Source organism: Paenibacillus sp. N22P23, assembly GCF_059383735.1.
Genome location: NZ_JBXENT010000005.1, coordinates 11,163 through 30,199, shown reverse-complemented (window position 1 = coordinate 30,199; position 19,037 = coordinate 11,163). Strand labels below are relative to the sequence as shown.

The 19,037-nt window shown below is 51.6% G+C and carries 15 protein-coding genes and 1 riboswitch; of the genes, 12 read left to right on the top strand and 3 right to left on the bottom strand.

What is annotated here, in order from left to right:
* The first annotated feature begins 865 nt into the window (after positions 1-865).
* The 4 genes from AC506A_RS20445 (at position 866) to AC506A_RS20430 (ending at position 5,649) form a co-directional block, all read left to right on the top strand.
* Entirely contained in the window at positions 866-1,255 is a 390-nt protein-coding gene (locus AC506A_RS20445; protein WP_495462866.1) for an acyl-CoA thioesterase, read from the top strand.
* A gap of 134 nt (positions 1,256-1,389) precedes the next feature.
* Positions 1,390-2,769 (top strand): class II fumarate hydratase, encoded by a 1,380-nt coding sequence (fumC, locus tag AC506A_RS20440; protein WP_495462865.1) that lies wholly within the window; start codon positions 1,390-1,392, stop codon positions 2,767-2,769.
* Between the two features lie 108 nt (positions 2,770-2,877).
* A riboswitch (cyclic di-GMP riboswitch) is annotated at positions 2,878-2,967 on the top strand.
* A 74-nt stretch (positions 2,968-3,041) separates the two neighbouring features.
* Entirely contained in the window at positions 3,042-4,577 is a 1,536-nt protein-coding gene (locus AC506A_RS20435; protein WP_495462864.1) for a methyl-accepting chemotaxis protein, read from the top strand.
* A gap of 106 nt (positions 4,578-4,683) precedes the next feature.
* Positions 4,684-5,649, top strand: coding sequence for an aldolase catalytic domain-containing protein (locus AC506A_RS20430; protein WP_495462863.1), 966 nt, complete (start codon positions 4,684-4,686; stop codon positions 5,647-5,649).
* Positions 5,650-5,707: 58 nt separating this feature from the next.
* Here the strand turns inward: AC506A_RS20430 and AC506A_RS20425 are convergent, their stop codons facing one another.
* On the bottom strand, positions 5,708-6,604 hold the full coding sequence (locus tag AC506A_RS20425; RefSeq protein ID WP_495462862.1) for a helix-turn-helix domain-containing protein: 897 nt from the start codon (positions 6,602-6,604) through the stop codon (positions 5,708-5,710).
* A gap of 141 nt (positions 6,605-6,745) precedes the next feature.
* Here AC506A_RS20425 and AC506A_RS20420 point away from each other — a divergent pair, with 141 nt between their 5' ends.
* Both AC506A_RS20420 and AC506A_RS20415 read left to right on the top strand, forming a co-directional pair.
* Positions 6,746-7,534, top strand: a complete 789-nt coding sequence (locus AC506A_RS20420; protein WP_495462861.1) for a phytanoyl-CoA dioxygenase family protein — start codon at positions 6,746-6,748, stop codon at positions 7,532-7,534.
* 100 nt (positions 7,535-7,634) lie between these two features.
* Positions 7,635-8,249, top strand: a complete 615-nt coding sequence (locus tag AC506A_RS20415) for a hypothetical protein (protein WP_495462860.1) — start codon at positions 7,635-7,637, stop codon at positions 8,247-8,249.
* 57 nt (positions 8,250-8,306) lie between these two features.
* On the opposite strand, the gene AC506A_RS20410 is transcribed toward AC506A_RS20415, so the two are convergent.
* Positions 8,307-11,231 (bottom strand): MMPL family transporter, encoded by a 2,925-nt coding sequence (locus AC506A_RS20410; protein WP_495462859.1) that lies wholly within the window; start codon positions 11,229-11,231, stop codon positions 8,307-8,309.
* A 278-nt stretch (positions 11,232-11,509) separates the two neighbouring features.
* Here AC506A_RS20410 and AC506A_RS20405 point away from each other — a divergent pair, with 278 nt between their 5' ends.
* On the top strand, positions 11,510-12,091 hold the full coding sequence (locus AC506A_RS20405; protein WP_495462858.1) for a TetR/AcrR family transcriptional regulator: 582 nt from the start codon (positions 11,510-11,512) through the stop codon (positions 12,089-12,091).
* 105 nt (positions 12,092-12,196) lie between these two features.
* Here AC506A_RS20405 and AC506A_RS20400 read toward each other — a convergent pair whose 3' ends face one another.
* Positions 12,197-12,499, bottom strand: coding sequence for a hypothetical protein (locus AC506A_RS20400; protein ID WP_495462857.1), 303 nt, complete (start codon positions 12,497-12,499; stop codon positions 12,197-12,199).
* A 159-nt stretch (positions 12,500-12,658) separates the two neighbouring features.
* On the opposite strand from AC506A_RS20400, the gene AC506A_RS20395 reads away from it, so the two are divergent.
* The 5 genes from AC506A_RS20395 to AC506A_RS20375 all read left to right on the top strand — a co-directional run bounded on the left by AC506A_RS20395 (position 12,659) and on the right by AC506A_RS20375 (position 19,021).
* Positions 12,659-14,050 carry a vWA domain-containing protein gene (locus AC506A_RS20395; RefSeq protein WP_495462856.1) on the top strand — a complete coding sequence of 464 codons (1,392 nt, stop codon included), beginning with the start codon at positions 12,659-12,661 and terminating at the stop codon, positions 14,048-14,050.
* Positions 14,051-14,193: 143 nt separating this feature from the next.
* A complete protein-coding gene (pxpB, locus tag AC506A_RS20390) occupies positions 14,194-14,904 on the top strand; it encodes a 5-oxoprolinase subunit PxpB (protein WP_495462855.1) in 711 nt (236 codons plus the stop codon).
* The gene (locus AC506A_RS20385) at positions 14,901-15,947 is read left to right on the top strand and encodes a 5-oxoprolinase subunit C family protein (RefSeq protein ID WP_495462854.1); all 1,047 of its coding nucleotides are present in this window, start codon (positions 14,901-14,903) and stop codon (positions 15,945-15,947) included. Before pxpB ends, AC506A_RS20385 begins: the two co-directional genes overlap by 4 nt.
* Before the next feature lie 39 nt (positions 15,948-15,986).
* Positions 15,987-16,784 (top strand): LamB/YcsF family protein, encoded by a 798-nt coding sequence (locus AC506A_RS20380; RefSeq protein ID WP_495462853.1) that lies wholly within the window; start codon positions 15,987-15,989, stop codon positions 16,782-16,784.
* Positions 16,785-16,891: 107 nt separating this feature from the next.
* Positions 16,892-19,021, top strand: coding sequence for a bifunctional diguanylate cyclase/phosphodiesterase (locus AC506A_RS20375; protein ID WP_495462852.1), 2,130 nt, complete (start codon positions 16,892-16,894; stop codon positions 19,019-19,021).
* Positions 19,022-19,037 lie beyond the last annotated feature (16 nt).

The window sequence follows — 19,037 nt, the reverse complement described above, 5'->3', positions numbered from 1 at the left end:
TTGGAGATGGTGATAGCTGCTGCGCATGATGGTGTGCAATTAAGGGGGAAGCGCGGCAATGTCAGCTGCTGTGCCATCGGCAACCCCAACCCCAACCCCAACCCCAACCCCAACCCCAACCCCAACCCCAACCCCAACCCCAACCCCAACCCCAACCCCAACCCCAACAGCAGTAGCAACTATGCTGATTGTTGTCGGTGATACGGCTAACGAATCGTGAGAGCGTTATTTGCTCGAAAATCACCACTAATTAATTCTAACGAATCGTGAAGGTCTTATTTGAGGGGAATGCAGCTAAATAAGGTATTTCTAACCGAAATAAGACCTACAGGATTCGTTAGAACTTCAAACCCAGTCATTTTGCTCAAATAAGGCTTCCAGGATTCGTTAGAATCCCGACTAAGAGTTCTCGGAGTTGTGCCTGTCTCATACGTCTAGCAGCAAAGCATTAAGGTTAGTTGGAAGCTGAGAGTTCGATTTCTCGATTCTCAGCTGCAGATCGGTGTGATTTTGGCGCTGAGAGTTCGTTTTTCGCACGCTCAGCATCAATCGCTTGGAGATTCTAGTTGGTTTGGAAGTTGAGAGTTCGATTTCTCGATTCTCAGCTGCAGATCGGTGTGAATTTGGCGTGGAGAGTTCGATTTCTGGACTCTCAGCATCTTTCGCGTGGAGATTCTAGTTAGTAGAAGGCTGAGAGTTCGATTTATTGACTCTCAGCTGCAGATCGGCGTGATTTTTGGCACTGAGAGCCAATGGAAAGCTACGCTCTACCCCTTTGACATACATACAATCGCCCGCTAACATGAAGGCAACTAGGGCTGGTTATGTAAGAGGCAGCTGAGATAATGGAGGAGCGTGAGGATCGATGCAAGCGAAACTGGAGCTAATTGTCCGTTCGACGGAGATCGATGTGAACGGGCATGTCAATAATGCCAAGTATTTGGAATACCTCGAATGGGGACGGGAAGCGTGGTATGAGCAGGCAGGCTTGCACTATGATGTGTTACTCGCCATGGGTGTTCAAACGGTGACGGTTAATATCAATATCAACTATCGTAAGGAATGCAGGCAAGGCGATCGGTTGACGGTTACGACAACGCCGGAGCGGGCTGGGCGGAGCAGCTATGTACTCAAACAGGAGATCGTGAATGAGAAAGGCGAACTGTGCGGGGATGCAGCCGTTACATGCGTGACGATGGATTCGAACACGCGCAAGAGCCGGGAGCTGCCGCCGGAGCTGAGAAGTCAGTTTTAGCTGTAGAAGCCGTATTACGAGATAGCAAATAGGCAATCATGGGAAAGAGGCGATGCATGCTCGTAGATGCATCGCCTCTTTCATAGGTTATATAGAGAGTAAGCCGAACCAATTCGCATGAGGAGGTAGTCGCGATGAACGATTTTCGCATTGAGAAGGATTCCATGGGTGAGATACAGGTTGAAGCGCACCGGCTGTGGGGAGCGCAAACCGAGCGAAGTCTGCACAATTTTCGGATCGGGACGGAGAAGATGCCGCGCGAGTTAATAACCGCTTTTGCTTATCTGAAGAAAGCGGCAGCAACCGTGAACGGAAGCTTGGGTAAGCTGGATGCCCAAAAATCTGAAGCTATTGCAGCTGCAGCGGATGAAGTGATTGCGGGGACGTGGCAGGATGAGTTTCCGCTTGCCGTATGGCAGACAGGGAGCGGCACGCAGTCCAATATGAACGTCAATGAAGTGATCGCAAGACGCTCGGCACAATTGCTGGAGGAGAAGGGGCATGCGGCAGCCGTTCATCCCAACGATGACGTCAACCGCTCGCAGAGCTCTAACGATACCTTCCCAACCGCTATGCATATCGCTGCGCTGATTGCGGTAGAAGACCTCGTCCTGCCGGCTATTACGCAGCTAAAATCCACATTGGAGCAGAAGAGTGCAAGCTTCATGGATGTCATCAAAATCGGCCGCACCCATCTGCAGGATGCCACACCGCTTACACTTGGCCAAGAGATCAGCGGCTGGGTTCGGATGCTGGAGAAAGGGGAGCGGAATATTCGAACAAGCCGGGAGGAGCTGCGTGAGCTTGCGATCGGTGGAACTGCCGTGGGAACAGGCCTGAATGCCCCGCCAGGCTTTAGTGAGAAAGTCTCGGCGGAGATCAGCCGCCTCACAGGCAAGAACTTCATAAGTGCGCCGAATAAATTCCACGCGCTGACGAGCCATGACGAGATTGTCTTCGTTCATGGCGCGATTAAAGCGCTCGCCGCGGATTTAATGAAGATCGCAAACGACGTTCGCTGGCTCGCAAGCGGCCCACGCTGCGGCATTGGCGAAATTCGTATTCCGGAGAACGAGCCGGGCAGCTCCATCATGCCGGGGAAGGTCAATCCGACGCAGTGTGAGGCGCTGACCATGGTCGTCTGTCAGATCATGGGCAATGACGCGGCAATCGGCTTCGCGGCCAGTCAGGGAAACTTCGAGCTGAATGTGTTTAAGCCTGTCATCATTCACAACTTCCTGCAGTCGACCCGAATTCTCAGTGATGCGATCCGCTCCTTTGATGAGCACTGTGCGGTTGGCATTGAGCCGAATCGGGAAGCCATTGCCCGGCATCTAAACGAGTCGCTGATGCTCGTAACGGCGCTTAATCCTCATATCGGCTATGAGAATGCGGCAGCCATTGCGAAGTCTGCTCATAAGGAAGGACTTACACTGCGCGAGGCTGCAATCCGCAGCGGGCTTATAACAGCTGCCAAGTTCGATGAAGTCGTGAAAGCGGAAGAGATGATCTGACAAATTCGACAAAACATTACAAAATACGCTATGTACAAGTAGTGCTTTTCTCTCCTATAATTAACCATGTTAACCTAATTAAAACAATAGTAATCCAACTACTTATTCATATGACAAAGGCAAACCAATGGAAATGTTGGGACGCAAAGCCTAGGCCTAAAGCATCGAAACAGATGCCATGGTGGACAGGTTACCGAGTGAAAAGGAGTCCATCCTTAACACGGGTGGACTCTTTTTATATGTATACAAATATTAGGAGGTAGGCTTGTTGTATGCTTAGGGAGAAAAACCGTGTCATGCTTTTCATTTCTGCAATTATTGTACTTCTATCGCTTCTGGTACACGCATTCGATTGGCTCGGTTTTTCCATGCACCATGATCATCAACCAGATCTGAATGGTTCTATGCTTCTGGCCTTCCTTAATCAAACCTTCTTCGCACTACCTATTATTTTCTTATTGCTTGCCGGATTTTGCATGCGTTTACAAGAGGATCAGCAGACCGTTCCGCTTCTCATGACGCTGTCGCTCACCTTCAGCAGTATATCCATCATCGCAGGCGGTAACGGCATGGTGGAATACCACTTCTCCATCTTTATGGTACTCGCCATCATTTTGTACTACGACCTCATTGCCATGCTTCTCATCAGCACCGTCATCTTCGCACTTCAGCATGTACTCGGATTCTTGTCTTTCCCTGAGCTCGTCTACGGCACCAGTGATTACTCGCTGGCCATGGTCTCCATTCACATCGTGTTTGTCATCTTGTTTATCGGCGCCGTTACCTATCAAATTGTGACGCGCAGAGCGTTCATCAACGCACTGGAATCGGCCCAACAGCAGAAAATTCAAGCAGCGGTCAAACAAATTATCGAGAACGTGACGGAAACATCGGACCAGGTGCTCATGAATTCCAAGGAGCTTAGCTGCAACGCGGCCACACTCAATCTTCTGGCAGGAGATATCGTACAAGCGATGCAGCAGGTGGATGCAACGGTGAACTTGCAGGAGCATGGGGCACAAACAGGTAAGAAAGTGATCGGAGAGATGATCCGAGATATTCATACGATTGCCGAAACGTCAGCTACGGTGTCTACTTTCTCGAGTGAGGTCGCTACAGAGGCCGATAACGGGAATGATGCCATTCAGAAGGCCGTCAGGCAGATGACATCGACGAGCAATGCCGTTCAAGAATCCGCAACCAAAGTGAAGCTGCTTGGTCAGCGATCGCAAGAAATAGATGATATAACAAGCATCATTACGGACATCGCATCCCAAACCAGTCTGCTGGCACTGAATGCGGCAATCGAAGCGGCGCGGGCTGGCGAGCATGGCAGAGGGTTCACGGTCGTATCGAATGAGGTTCGCAAGCTATCTGAACAAACCACCGCTTCGGCCCAGCGAATTGCTGAGCTCGTCCAAGACATTCAGGCGAATAACCGTGCTTCTATTCAATCGATGGATCAAGTCATTGACGAAGTAGCTTCGGGAAACCAAGCCGTCTGTGATGCGGGAGCCGCATTCGAACGTATTATGAGATCCATTAAAACCGTCGCAGAGCAAATTCATTATATTTCCGGCGCCTCCCAGCAAATGTCGGCAAGCACGCAACAGTTTAGCGTCAATATTGAGGAAATCTCCCGAATGTCCGCCGAATTAACGGGCAGCGTCAAGATGGTGACGGGCAGCTCCAATGAGCAGCATCAACTCATTTCCAGATCGTCGGAGCTGGCGTCCATGCTGGAGAAATTAAGCGATAAATTAGATCAAACGATGATCAGCACGAAGAAATCCTTCCGCGCCTTATAATCCGAAGAGTAGTGCAATTCTGACAAAAATGACTTTGCGTTCATAGCCAATATCAAGTATTATGAGTAGAAAAGACAAGATCTGGCTAAAAAGGAGACACAATGCTATGAATGCTTCGAAAAAAAGTCATTGTAAAATCGTCGACTGCACGATCCGCGACGGCGGACTCGTGAATAACTGGGATTTCAGCGTTGAGTTCGTTCAGCATCTGTACAACTCGCTGAATGAAGCTGGCGTCGAGTATATGGAAATCGGGTACAAAAACTCGCCGAAGCTGTTGAAAGGCGCTGAAGATGCTGGTCCATGGCGTTTCCTGGACGACGACTTCCTTCGTAAAGTCATCCCGCAGAAGCTGAATACGAAGCTCTCTGCACTTGTCGATATCGGACGGGTAGATGAGAACGATATTCTTCCACGCGAAGAGAGCATGCTCGATCTGATCCGCGTAGCTTGCTATATTCAAGACGTGCCGAAGGCGCTGGAGCTGGTTAACGTATTCAACTCCCGCGGCTACGAAACAACATTGAACATCATGGCGCTCTCCAATGTAATGGAGAATCAATTGTTAGAAGCATTCGAATTGATCGAAGCAAGTGTAGTCGACGTCGTATACGTGGTTGACTCCTATGGCAGCTTGGATCCGAATGACTTCAACTACTTGGTCAGCAAATTCCAGAAGTACCTGCCAAGCAAACGCCTAGGCGTACACACGCACAACAACATGCAGCTTGCATTCGCCAATACGCTCGTTTCCGTTGAGAAAGGCGTCGAGTTCCTGGATGCTTCCGTATACGGTATGGGCCGCGCTGCAGGCAACTGCCCAACTGAACTGCTTGTCGCTCATCTGAAGAACACGAAGTACAATGTGCGTCCGGTGCTGGATATGATCGAGAAGTACATGATTACGCTTCGTGAAAAAGAAGAGTGGGGCTATATTATTCCTTATATGATTACAGGTATGTTGGACGAGCACCCTCGTTCCGCAATGGCACTTCGCAATTCCGATGACAAGGACAAGTCGGTTGATTTCTACGATAAACTGACTACGCCTGAAGTACTGCATAGCAAATAAGCTCTTCTATCATAGATAAGCTCCCAGGCCGAAGAGGTCTGGGAGCTTGTTTTTGTTATTATGAAGAATGTCGCCAATACTCGGCTCGGTATGCGCTAGGCGTTATTCCAAATTGCCGTTTGAACATACGATTAAAGAAGCTTAAATCCTCGAAGCCAACCTCAAGCGCGATGGACATGATTTTGCCGGACGTCGTCTCCAGCAGCTTCTTCGCTGCTTGCAAGCGAATATGGTTGCGGAACTCGATAAAAGTCATGCCAATATGCTGCTTGAATTTGGTGGTGAATGCCGTTTGGCTAAGGTTACATAAGGTGCTAAGCTGCTGCAAGCTCAGCGGCTTCGCGTAATGCTGCCTCGTAAAGTCGCAAACATTCCGAATGAGCGCATCCTCGTCACTTGACGCAGACGCAGTCATCGGTTTCTTCAACGATCGCTCGTAGCAGCGGCTTAGATAGATGAATAACTGCATCATATGCGCTCTGACCATCAGCTCATAATTGGCTTCACGATTCGTGTCTTCATAAACAAGCCGATCGAGGATGGCCAGCGCCTCCATTCGGTCCAGCTTGCCGATATTCATCACGGACTGATTACTTGTTTTCTCTCTAAGAAAGGGCTCCACGTAGTAGAAATCGATGAATGCCGTGACACCGGCCATATGAGAGAGCTCCTGCTCGAAATAATAGGAATCGAAAATAATATTGTTCACGGTAAGCGGCGTGCCCGGCAGACGTTTGTAGCCATGAGGAATATGGCGATGGATGATGAAGATATCCCCTTCGCGAATGAGGAACTGCTGATCTTGAAATAAATGAACGCCTTGGCCCTCAGTCACATAGATAATTTCGACGAAATCATGCGTATGCAGCTCATAATCTGTGGTGACGGGAGCTCGAAATGCCCGAAACGGAAATGAAGGATTATCCATAAACTGCTGGTTCACATAATGATCCATACGTTGCCCCTCCGAGCTGTCAGAAAGTCCAACCTTTTCGTTAAATTACCCAATCGAGCGCGGTTGTTCGTGTAATAAGTTTACTATAGCAGAACCGTCTTCAATGGAGAATGAAGAACAAGAACTTAGGGAGGGAAAGGCATGAGCGCAGCATCGCCAAAGCAGGAGGCATTCGATTTGCAAGGCCATCTGGAAGAGTTCTACCGTAATGGATTCACGGTTATTCGAAACATGCTGGACGAAGAACGAGTGGATACTTATCGCGAGACATTTGAGCATGAATTTAAAACGACGGAGCCTGACGGCTACGGCGCCAATTTGCGCACGAAAATGTTTGAACGAAACAATCTGTTTCTGCAGTTGATCGACGAGGAGCGGACAGTGGCATTTGCTGAAGCGGTGCTCGGCAAAAACTGTCATATGTTCTCCAATAACGGACTGTACACGACGCCGGGTACCGGCATTGATTTCTGGCATGTGGATGAGGATCTGTTCTTTCCGATGCCTGAAGAGGCAGAGCTGGACCCGCGAATTCAGATGCCATGCTTTATGTTTACAGCGATGTACTATTTGACTGATGTGACTGAAGATATGGGGCCGACGCAGCTTGTCCCGGGCAGTCACCGAAGCGGCAGGCACCCGGCCTCGCCGAAAGAAACGCCGATCTATAACGGTCAAGGACCGGTCTCGATTATCGCCAAGAAAGGAGATATGCTGCTATTCAACGGCCAGACCTGGCATCGCGGCGCACGCAATGAAAGCAGTCAAATACGGATGGTTCAACAGGTAACTTACGGTCGCCGCTGGGTATCACAGCGCTTCTATCCGTTCATTACCTATACGATGCCGCAGCATGTTATTGAGGCTGCGAAGGATAATCCACGGCTCACTCGGCTGCTTGGATTTCATCCGCGCGGGCCGTATGGATAAATAGGCATATTCTCATTGAATTTTTGGAGGGCATCCATTACAATAGAGTCCACTCATGGAAGTGATTGGCGTTACGAACTGTTGAAGGAGTGGATGCGGCTTGAAGAAATCATTAGCGCTAATCATCGAACAATTGGAATCGCGTCAGACCATGCAAGCCCTGTCTCCACAACGGGTATGGGATGCAGCACTCGATCAAGAAATAGCCGCTTTACCTTTAATTTCTGCCGGGACTCCGAAATCCGCGGCACCTGCGCTCATCGCGCTCAAAGCCGGACTGCATTTGCTTAACGAAAGCTTGGACGCGTCGCATGAACAGTCCCAAGAAATTGAAGACGACCCGACGGGCTGCTACTGGCATGGCATTATGCACCGGATGGAAGGTGATTTCTCCAATGCGAACTACTGGTTCAGCAATGCAGGCGCCCATCCGGCGATGGAGAGCTTGCAATCACGAGTAGCGGATTGGCTGCAGAACAGCGTCATATTAGGAGATCTGCAGGAAGGCGCCATTCGTGACGCACTGCAAACGATGAAACGCCAAGTACGCTGGCAAGCTCCGGCACTCACAAGCATGATTGCGCTGCAAGAGAGCGGGACCATTTCGGAAGAAGCCAGAGGTGCGATTGAATATGTGCAGCACATGGAGCTTATGGAGCTGTTTGCGTATACGCATCAAGCGGCCAAACGAGCTGTAGCAGAATCATCCATATAAACAATAAAAAGCTGTATCCGACACCTTCAGAAGGGGCGGATACAGCTTTTTTGTACCTTATTCGGACGTTTGCTCTTTGTAACGCGGGCTGTTTCCTTCATCCTTGGTCTTCGCTGTTTCTGATTGAGGTGCAGTTCGCTGACGGAACGGCCACCAGTTAGCTTCACCAAACAGATTCGCAAGTGCGGGAATGACAAGACCCATAAAGACAGTCGCATACAGGATTAGACCAATTACGATACCTGCGCCGATTTGCAAGAGCGTATTCACGCCGGACATCATAAGGGCTGCGAACGTGCCGCCCATAATGACCGCAGCGGAAATGATAACGCCGCCTGTCGTCGACATCGCTTTAGTCATCGCATACGTAATGCCCCGCGGTCGATATTCTTCCTTGAATCTAGCCATGAGGAAGATGCTGTAATCGACGCCAAGCGCAACGATAATGAGGAAGACGAAGAACGAAGCGCTCCACGACAAGCCTTCCTTGCCGAGCAATTGAACGAATATGAACTCGACGATGCCCATGGTGATCAGGAAGTTAAAGCCAAGGGAGAGCAGCACATAGAGCGGTGCCAGAATGGAACGCAGCAGAATCATCAATACGATGAAAATACCGATTAAGACATAGGCACCTGTTCGCGTGAAGTCATTCTTCGAAATATCCTTCAACTCCGAAATTTGTGCCGATGTGCCGGATAGATAGACTTTCGTTCCATCAATGGCACTTCCTTCGAAGCTGTGATTCAGCGCTTCCCGAATCTGATCAACCGTTGTCAGCGCCTCAGGAGAATACGGGTTGACCGAGAGGACAATCTCCATCTTAGCGGTTTCCCCATCCGTGGATATATAGTAATCGAGCGCCTGCTTCAGTTCGGGACTATCGAGCGCTTCCTGAGGAAGATTCCAGCCCGGAATCTGACTGTCCCCAATCGTACTTTGCGCGTCCTTCACGGATGTGAGTCCCTTCGAGATGTCGCCAAGACCTGCTGCCCCGTCCTTCAAGCCGCCGGTAAGCGCTTGAAGTCCGCTTCCGAGCTTGGCTGTACCGTCCGCAGCTTGGGATTGACCGTCAGCCAATTGGCCAAGTCCGCCCGCAACCTTGTTTATGCCGGGATTCAGTTGAGTGAAGCTTGCTGACAGCTTAGATGCACCGGCATAGAGGTCGTTTAATCCTCCGGAAAGGCCTTGCTGCTTACCTAGCAGCTGCTGCATAGCAGGCTCATTCTTCAGCTCCGGATATTTCTTCAGCAGGGCCTGCAAATCTTGGCTCATGGAGCCGGAAACTTCGGCGCTCTGCTTGAGTCCGCCGGATAGCTGGCCGGCACCTTGAGACGCCTGCTGCATGCCGCCGTAGATTTGCTGCAGCCCGCTCTGAGCTTCAGAGGTGCGGGCGGCCATCGCCCGCAAGCCATCTGTCAGCTTCTGAATATCAACTTGCCTGCTCGTGATCGAGTCGCCGGCCGTAAGCAGGCCGCCTGCTACTTGATCGACGCCATCCTTCATCTTCTGGAGCGCGTCTGAGGTTTGTGTCAGCTGGTTCGAGACCGTCAGGTCCGCGAGCTGCTCGCCGAGCGGTCTTACGGCGCTGCGTACCTCTTTTACACCGCTTAGCTTTGCTACATTCGCGCTTGCCGTTTCGAGAGCGGCCAGTGCGGCAGGATTGCGCATCGACTCCTCGGATCGCAGCGCGACGGAAAGCGGGAATACTTCACCGGCACCGAAGGCATGCTCCACTTGACGGAAGCCTTGCACGGAGCCGAGCTGTGGATTAATTTCTGCCAAATCGTCAAAGGACCGTTTGCCATGGTACAGGAACGTAATTGGCGTAAGCAGCAGAACGGTGACAACCAGAATGGCTACAGGTCTGCGTGCGGCCAAAGCAGCCATTGCCCCCCACAGCTTCGACTCGCCATGGCCTTGACCGCTTGCAACTTTGCTCGGCCAGAAGGCGGCTTTACCGAAGATCATCAACAAGGCAGGCGTTAAGGTAAGTCCTGCGATGAGCGTAACGGCAACGCCGATGGATACGCCCACGGCGGATTGATAAAGGCCAAACTGGGCGAAACCAATGAGGAAGAACGCAACGAATACCGTACTTGCGGAGAATGCAACGGTCTTGCCAACGGTCCGCATCGTTCTTACAAGTGCTTCTACCTTGTCACCGTCATGGCTGAGCTCCTCGCGGAAACGCTGGATAAGCAAGATACAATAATCGGTTCCCGCACCGAACAAGACGGCGATCAGGAAGGATTCAGTAAAGGAAGAGACCGGCATGCCGTAATCCGTGGCCAGTGCAACGAGCCCGCGTGTGATGACTAAGGAAATGCCAATCGTAATAAGCGGGATGAACGGGGCGACCGGCGAACGGAAAACAAGCAGAAGAATAACGAGCACGAGCGCTACGGTGAGCAGCTCCGTCTTCTTCAATCCTTCCTCTGAGCTCTGTTGAAAATCTTTCCCGATTGGGGCACTCCCTGTGAGCTCTACCTTGCTTCCGCTCGGAGCACCTTTTACTTTCGCGGTAAGAAGATCAACCGCTTCTTGAGTGAGCGCATCATTATCTGCTCGGCTGAAACCGACGATAAGCAGCTCGGTTGTGCCGTCCTTGCTGCGGAATTTCTCAGCTAGCTCCGGCGTTTCGTAAGCCGACTGTACCGACTTGAAACCATCCTTGCCGCTAAGCTGTGCAAGCTCGGCAGCTTTGGCCTTGAGCCAATCGCGGTCCTGCGCTGTCATGCCGCCTTCGCGGGAATAAACGAGGATCGCACTGGATTTGGTGGTTGTTTCCGGATTGATCCGCTCCATAAGCTGCTTGGCTACGACGGATTCGGAATCGGCCGGAATAAACTTCTGCTCGGTTTGACGGACAATTGCCGCAAGATCGGGCAATGCAAACATGGAAGCGACAGTAATCACCAGCCAGCCGATCAGGACGGCCCATCTGGCGCGGGCTATTCCCCGAATGATTCGTTCAGACATTTCAATACCTCCTCGAAACTCGAAACTAAACATGTTCTCTATGAATAGTTATAGCGCAAGACAAAACCTTTCGTCAATAATTTTGAACTAACGGTCATAATTATTTCACAGGTTTGGAAACGAGCATCTTTCATGAATTCGGTTACAATCCCAATAGAGAGCATTCTATGTTTCATGATGAAATTTATACCGATGGTCAACTCGTGTTTACGGGGCTGGGGGGCTATGCTACAATAAGCATTGACTGAACGCGAACAACTTAGATGGAGGATATAGCGATGAACCGCGAGCTCAAGAAAGAACAGACACGCATTCGAATCAAAGAAGCTGCGCTCTCTTTATTTGCTGAGCTGGGTTACGAGCAGACATCCGTTGAAAGTATTGCCAAGCAAGCCGGGGTTGCGAAGGGCACTTTTTTCAATTATTTCGCCTCCAAGGATGAACTGATCTGCGATTTGCAAGCGATCTTTGCGTTAAACGAGGTGGCGAAGCTCAAAGACATGCCAGGCCCTCTGGTGCCGCGTCTACAACTGCTATTATTTCAAATCGTGAAACAATTCGAGCTTAGCAAACCGCTTACGCGCGCATTATTTCAAGCCATGCTCGGCAGTGCCAAGGCGCTTGATACCCATAACTCGATGCTCACTACTCTCAAAGAAGCCTTGCTGCCGCTAATTGCCGAGGGGCAGGAGAACGGCGAGTTTCGCAGAGACATGCCAGCCGAAATGTTGGCCCAGCAAGCCTTTCAGGCATACTTCGGCACACTCTTCGTATGGTCGATGGAGGAGAATGAGGATCCACTCGATACCCGTATGGCAATTACTTTTGATCTCTTCTTCAAAGGCATAGCCGTGCAGTAACCCTAATTCAACAAAAGCAGCTCCGGTTCATTCATTCAACGCAGAATGAGAACCGGAGCTGCTTTTTTTTATATCATACGTCGAACGTCACACAAACTGCCGTTACTAGAAGCCGTTCAGCTCTCCGTCGCCTCGGATGGCTGCAGCGTGGTGCTGTGCATTCGGGTGGAAATATCCGCCGGCTTGGAATGGTTTGCCGCCGACTGTTATTCCGAATAGGGAAATGCCGATGTCCTCGGATTCATGGAACATGTGGAGCAGTGCAGTTTGCGTCATGCCGTCGATCTCTATGTACCATAGCTTATAGCCGGAGTCAGTCACGACAACCAAATGAGCAGACCTATAAATCAACCTCGTAGTGACGTCATTGTAGGTAATGCTCAGCTCTGCTAGTGAGTAGGTTTCCATGGGCAGCAGCGCTCCTTTCTTCCCCCAAAATATACTTCTCCCGATTGTACTGTCGTGCCGGAGAGAATGCAACAATTTGAGCACCGATTCCGTCGATGGTAATAAGCCGGCTTTTACATATAATGGTTCGGCTACCAACGGAATCGAGGGGGAATTCGGATGCAGCAACGTAAACGAATAATCAGAGAACATGCACCGAGTAAAGAGAATGTAACGGTACAAGGAAAGATCAAGACGTCGTTTCTGCTGCTGGCTGCACTAACGTTCTTGCTGGCAGGTTGTTCCTCGGCAGATAATCAGAACGATTCCGCTGCCAATACGGATACTTCTTCAAGCAACAGTACGTCCTCGGAAACAAGAAATAACAGCGCCGCAGCAGATAGCAGCGACAATCACAGTAGTACGAGTAACAGCAGCAAAGACAGTGGAGATTCCGCTGCAGAAGAACCGGCTCCCGCTACAGATGAATCTCATAGTGATGAAGAGGAGACTTCTCCGCCGGGCAGTCAGTATGATGACTCAGAACCGGGTCAGTTGACCGCTGGGGAATGGAACGACCTGACAGCGTGGAAGGAATGGATGAGGCTGCTGAATGGCGGCGAAGGCAGGGAATTACAATCCTATTGGTCTGTTTTTCCGCAAAATCGATTAGAGGTTGTTGTGACCGGTGGCGGTAAGCCGGTATCCGATGCGGAGGTCAGCCTTGTTGATGAGGATGGCGATACATTGTGGGAGTCGCGGACCAATATCGAAGGAGAAGCGTCAGCCTATGCGGGATTATTCGATGAGCAGCAGAACCAAGAGAAGGTTGGGGTTATCGTCCGTTCGGGAAATCAAGAGAAGCAGTATGAGAATGTGCAGATTCCGAGAGGTTCCGCGCTGCGAGTGGATCTAAACGAACAGGTGAAGCCGTCGCTTGGCGTTGATCTGATGCTCGTTGTGGATACGACAGGTTCCATGCAAGATGAGCTGGATTTTCTGAAGTCGGAGCTGAAGGATGTCGTCGCCCGCGTCGGCAGGGATAACGGCCAGCAGTTGGATATTCAAGTAAGCACGAATTTCTATCGGGATCGCAGCGATAAATATCTGGTCAAAGACTATCCGTTTACGAAAGATATCGATACTGCCGTCAAGCAGCTTTCCCAGCAAAGTGCCGATGGCGGAGGCGATTTTCCGGAAGCGGTAGATGAAGCGCTGAAGAATGCCATCGATGATCATAAATGGAGTGACGATGCAAGGGCGAGACTGTTGTTTCTCGTTCTCGACGCCCCGCCGCATCATGAACGCAAAGTGACGAAACGAATTCATGAGCTGATGGAAACAGCCGCAGCAGAGGGAATACGGATCATCCCGGTTGCCTCAAGCGGTGTTGATGTACAAACCGAATATTTAATGCGTTTCATGGCTACAGCGACAGGCGGCACTTATTTATTTCTAACGGATCACAGCGGTATCGGGAATGATCACATGGAGCCGGCGGTGGGGGAATATGAGGTGAAACGTCTCAATGATTTACTCGTGGACGTTATCAATCGGTACACGTCGGAATAGAACTTTTTATGTCGGAAAATGTTTAAGAAAAGCTTTGTAAAGATGCTGGACAAAAAGGTCCGTAATGGTACAAACTAGAGGAGATTATCCTTAAGCGGTATTACCTTCCAATTCGCAATTGCAATGTTGAAAATATGAGAAAAATGGTGAATTTTGTGAGTGAGGCTGCAGAGCGGACGTTCAAGATCAGGCCACTTGGAGATCGGGCGCTTGTCGTTCATTTGGATGAAGAGGGGCATGAAGGAGAACGCTCGCTGCTCGCTGCCGGAATGGCGGAATTGCTGCGAGAGGCAGGGCTGTCTTGGCTCATCGATGTGGTTCCGGCTTACGATACGGTAACCGTTGTCTATGCGAGGATCGACTATGAGCTGGCGGCCGCCTATGTACAGCGAATTCTATTAGGCTCGCAGCATCATTATGCTGCTAATCCTAGGCTTATTGATATTCCGGTATGCTATGGCGGTCGTTATGGGCCCGATCTGGCAGCGTGCGCCTCGCGTGCGGGTATGACGGAAGCGAACTTCGTTTCTTGCCATGCTTCAGCGGTTTACCACGTTGCCATGATCGGCTTCATGCCGGGTTTTCCTTATTTGAGCGGTTTGCCAGCCGAACTTCGTCAACCGCGTCTTGCCACGCCGCGAAGCAGCGTGCCTGCAGGGGCTGTCGGCATTGCCGGCGGGCAGACCGGCATCTATCCGCTATCGACGCCGGGAGGATGGCAGTTAATCGGTCTTACGCCGCTTCGGTTGTTTGATCCGAAGCGTGCGGATCCCTTTCTGCTGCGCATGGGCGATGTGCTGCGTTTTGTTCCGATTTCCGAGACGGACATGGAGGAGCAAGGTGAAGCACTATGAGTCTACGAATCATCAAACCGGGTTTACATACAACGGTACAAGATTTGGGAAGACCGGGTTGGCGGCGCTTCGGCGTTCCCGAAGGCGGCGCGATGGACAGCATTGCTCTGCGAACGGCCAATTTGCTCGTTGGCAATGCGCCAGGAGCTGCGGGGCTTGAGCTTACGTTGAAAGGCCCGCAGCTCCTGGCGGAAGAAGCGATGCTGATCGCCGTTTGCGGCGCCGAAATCACACCGCTCGTAGACGGAGAGGCGCTCCCGCTAAGGCGGCCGGTTTGGATCGACGCCGGCACGGTCGTCACCTTCGGTTCTGCGGTTAGCGGGTGCCGCGCTTACGTTGCGGCAGCCGGCGGCATTGCCGCCGAGGCGGTGCTGGGCAGCCGCAGCACGGACACGCGCGCCGGCATTGGCGGCATCGCCGGGAGCAAGCTGCGCAGCGGCGACGTGCTGCCGCTCGGCAGCGCCTCGCCTTGGGCGGCCGCGTGGCACGCCGCCCTTGCCGCGCGCGCCGCGGCGGAGCCGCAGGGCCGCCGAAGCTGGGCGGCCCCCGGCTGGTTCGCGCCGCCGCTGGCGGCGCAAGCGGCGCTGCTGCGCGGCAGCGCAAGAGCGGCCGGCATCCGGCTGCGCGTGATGCCGGGCGCCGAGTACGGGCAATTCCGCGAAGCGGCCCGTACGGCGTTCATGCGGGAGCGCTATCGCGTGGCTCCCGCATCGGACCGGATGGGGGTCCGCCTAGAAGGACCCCCGCTCGAGATGGAGGACAGCGAAGAACTGCTGTCCCACGGCGTCATCGCCGGCACGATACAGGTGCCGCGCGGCGGCGCGCCCATCATTCTCGGCGCAGACTGCCAGACAACCGGCGGCTATCCGAAGCTTGCGCATGTCATTACGGCAGACCTGCCGCTGCTCGCGCAGTGCAAGCCCGGTGATTACATCAGCTTCGAGGAAGTGACGCTGGCTGAGGCTCAGCGCATCGATAGAGAGCAAGAACGCGAGATGCTGCATCTCGCTGCAGTCCTCGCGATTTGTTATAAACCAAAGTAAGTTCATTTTGTGATCATGAAAGGACCGCCAAAAGCCGATATGACTACTATCCACGATTTATCGCAGTCACAGCAGGTGATTGATTTGAACTGTGATTTTGGCGAAAGCTACGGCGTTTATACTTTCGGCCAAGATGTAGAGCTGCTGGCACATGTCACTTCTGTTAATATTGCATGCGGCTTCCACGCCGGAGATCCTCATTCGATGCGTGAAGCTGTTTATCGCGCCGCAGAGGCGGGTGTGGCAATCGGCGCCCATCCCGGGTTACCGGATAGACTTGGTTTTGGGCGTCGCGAGATGGCGGTCAGCGCGCAGGAAGTTTACGATTTCACGCTCTACCAGATCGGCGCATTAGATGCATTCGTTCGTGCTGCCGGCGTCAGCATGCGTCATGTAAAGCCGCATGGCGCGCTCTATCATATGGCAGGTCGCAGCGAAGAGCTTGCAGAAGCGTTCGTTCGCGCGGTGAACGATTACGATCCGTTCCTCATGATTTATGGACAATGGGGAAGCGCGCTCTTGGCCGCTGCAGATAAGCGCAACATGCAATCGGTATCCGAGATTTTCGCGGACCGTTCCTATCAAGCGGACGGGACGCTTACTCCCCGAGATCAGCAGGGGGCGAAGCTGGCCTCCTCCGAGGAAGCGCTGCTCCAGACGCTTAGCATCATTACAACGGGGACAGCAAGGACAATCGAAGGCAAGGAGATCGTTATTCAAGGAGACACCGTTTGTCTCCATGGCGACGGGCAGCGTGCAGCAGAATTTGCCGCTGCACTGCGCAAAGGCTTGGAATCAGCGGGAATCGCTCTTCGGCCGCCGACCTCGCGTAGGTAACTTGCAGCTTTCGAGAAGATACTGCTCTGCTCGTAACAGTCGACTTTATTCACATGGGCATGCAGGCAGCATCGGCTTTCTTTGTTGAAGGAGGACATCAAGACAATATGTCTATAAATAGGGCGGAAAAAATAACGATGTGGACGGCTTTCGCCGCCATCATCAGCTTTATCCTTATGCAGGTATTTCATAGCGAACTCTATCGGACAATTTCGGATCGAACGTATTTGTTTGTGCATTCCGGCATGGAATTTATTAGTTATGCAGTGAGCTTCACCATGCTGGTGTTAGGCTGGCTGTTCTTCGTGAAGTCTTTGTCGAAGCACAGGCTTTATACGGCGGCATTATTCGGCGCTGTCGGGTTGTTTGACATGCTGCATGGACTCACTTCAAAGGGCATGCCATTCTTCCATTCGATTGGGGAAACAACCTTATCCGCCCTGTTCTCCATGACCGCTCAGCTCATAGGTTCTGTTGGGCTGTTCCTTATATTCCGCAAGAATGATGCTCCGGTTTCGGCAGGGAAACGGCTCCCGGCTGTGATGATTTCGATTGGGTTTGCATCAATGGTCGCGTTCATTTACTTTGCTATGGCGGATCAGGCTGGTATTGCAGTGCTCACAGGCGAGTCGCTTGAACTGTTGAATGTACTCGTTCATTTTGTCATCATCTTCTCTTACATAAGCACGATCAGCATGGTGCTCTACCTGAATCGCAATGAACGACCGCAAGCGCTGCTGACCATTATACAATCGCTTGTTTTCTTCTTGTTTGCCAGTTTGCAGTTCATCCTAAGCTCCGGCGGCGTGGACACGGATATGCTCCTTGGACATGTGTATAAGCTGGCCGGCTTCTACTTCTTGATGAAGGGGATTTATTACGTTACGCTCGAAGAACCGTTCAAACAACAGCAACGGACAGAATCGCGCATCAATTTCTTGGCTTATCACGATGAGCTTACCGGTTTATCCAACCGGCGTCAGCTGCAAGCGCAGCTAGGCGCGGAATTGGTACGTGCGCAGCAGAGCAACCATAAGCTCGCTGTATTCCTTCTAGATATCGATAGGTTCAAAACCTTTAATGATGCGCTTGGCCATTCGTTCGGTGATCAAATGCTGCAGGCCGTTTCCCAGCGACTTCGACTTGCTGCCGATAAATCGAATCATGTGTTTCGCATGGGAGGAGACGAGTTTGTCGTCCTCATGCCAGACATCAAGGATGAAGAGACGGAACAGGTAGAAACGAGAGCGAAGACACTGATGGGACTCTTCGATGCACCGTTTGTGCTTGGTGAAGCGGAATATCATATTACGATCAGCCTCGGGATCTCCTTCTATCCGCAAGATGGAGAAAGCGTCGAAGTGCTGCTCAAGAATGCAGATACGGCCATGTACAGCGCTAAAGCGCATCGCAATGAGTTCTCCAGCTACGATCCGGAGATGAATCGCAAATCGCATGATCGACTAAGGCTGGAAAGCGATCTGCGCCGTGCGATCGAACAGGAGCAGTTCACGCTCGCTTATCAGCCGCTCGTGAATCTTAGTACTGGTAAAGTGATTGGCGTCGAGGCGTTAGTTCGCTGGAATCATCCACAGCGGGGATTACTGCCGCCAGGTGATTTTATTCCACTGACTGAAGAGAATGGACTGATTCTGCAGCTTGGCGAATGGGTGCTCAAAGCGGCCTGCAAACAGAACGTTGCTTGGCAGGAGGCTGGCATGCCGCCACTGATGATGTCAGTGAACTTGTCTATGCGGCAATTCAGACAGCATCAACTGGCGGAACGCATTAAGAGCATATTGGATCAAACGGGTATGCCGCCTAAGTATCTGGAGCTGGAGATTACGGAGAGTATGACCAGTGACGTGGAGTTTGCGAGTGATACACTGACCAGCTTGAAGGAAATCGGTGTACAGATCAGCATCGATGATTTCGGAACGGGCTACAGCTCGCTAATCTCGCTCAAACGCTTCCCGATTGATAAGCTCAAGATCGACCGCTCATTCGTCAGTGATTTGACGCAGGGCGGCAGCGATGCGGCTATTGTCTCAACCATTACAACGATGGCCAAAAATTTAAAGCTTAAAGTGACAGCCGAAGGCGTAGAGAATGACGAACAAATTAAGTTTTTGCGTGAGCGCAACTGCGAAGAAGCGCAGGGCTTTTACTTTACCAAGCCGATTCCGGCGAATTTGTTCGAGAACTGGTACAGGCATCGCAGCAGTCAATCGGCTTAAGCTCTTAAGAGGCTTA

Bases quoted from the DNA above. Each gene is read 5' to 3' on its own strand.
- AC506A_RS20425 (WP_495462862.1), bottom strand. From the start codon at position 6,604: ATGGATCATTATGTGAACCAGCAGTTTATGGATAATCCTTCATTTCCG.
- fumC (WP_495462865.1), top strand. From the start codon at position 1,390: ATGAACGATTTTCGCATTGAGAAGGATTCCATGGGTGAGATACAGGTT.
- AC506A_RS20430 (WP_495462863.1), top strand. From the start codon at position 4,684: ATGAATGCTTCGAAAAAAAGTCATTGTAAAATCGTCGACTGCACGATC.
- AC506A_RS20395 (WP_495462856.1), top strand. From the start codon at position 12,659: ATGCAGCAACGTAAACGAATAATCAGAGAACATGCACCGAGTAAAGAG.
- pxpB (WP_495462855.1), top strand. From the start codon at position 14,194: ATGGTGAATTTTGTGAGTGAGGCTGCAGAGCGGACGTTCAAGATCAGG.
- AC506A_RS20405 (WP_495462858.1), top strand. From the start codon at position 11,510: ATGAACCGCGAGCTCAAGAAAGAACAGACACGCATTCGAATCAAAGAA.
- AC506A_RS20435 (WP_495462864.1), top strand. From the start codon at position 3,042: ATGCTTAGGGAGAAAAACCGTGTCATGCTTTTCATTTCTGCAATTATT.
- AC506A_RS20380 (WP_495462853.1), top strand. From the start codon at position 15,987: ATGACTACTATCCACGATTTATCGCAGTCACAGCAGGTGATTGATTTG.
- AC506A_RS20400 (WP_495462857.1), bottom strand. From the start codon at position 12,499: ATGGAAACCTACTCACTAGCAGAGCTGAGCATTACCTACAATGACGTC.
- AC506A_RS20445 (WP_495462866.1), top strand. From the start codon at position 866: ATGCAAGCGAAACTGGAGCTAATTGTCCGTTCGACGGAGATCGATGTG.
- AC506A_RS20385 (WP_495462854.1), top strand. From the start codon at position 14,901: ATGAGTCTACGAATCATCAAACCGGGTTTACATACAACGGTACAAGAT.
- AC506A_RS20420 (WP_495462861.1), top strand. From the start codon at position 6,746: ATGAGCGCAGCATCGCCAAAGCAGGAGGCATTCGATTTGCAAGGCCAT.
- AC506A_RS20375 (WP_495462852.1), top strand. From the start codon at position 16,892: ATGTCTATAAATAGGGCGGAAAAAATAACGATGTGGACGGCTTTCGCC.
- AC506A_RS20410 (WP_495462859.1), bottom strand. From the start codon at position 11,231: ATGTCTGAACGAATCATTCGGGGAATAGCCCGCGCCAGATGGGCCGTC.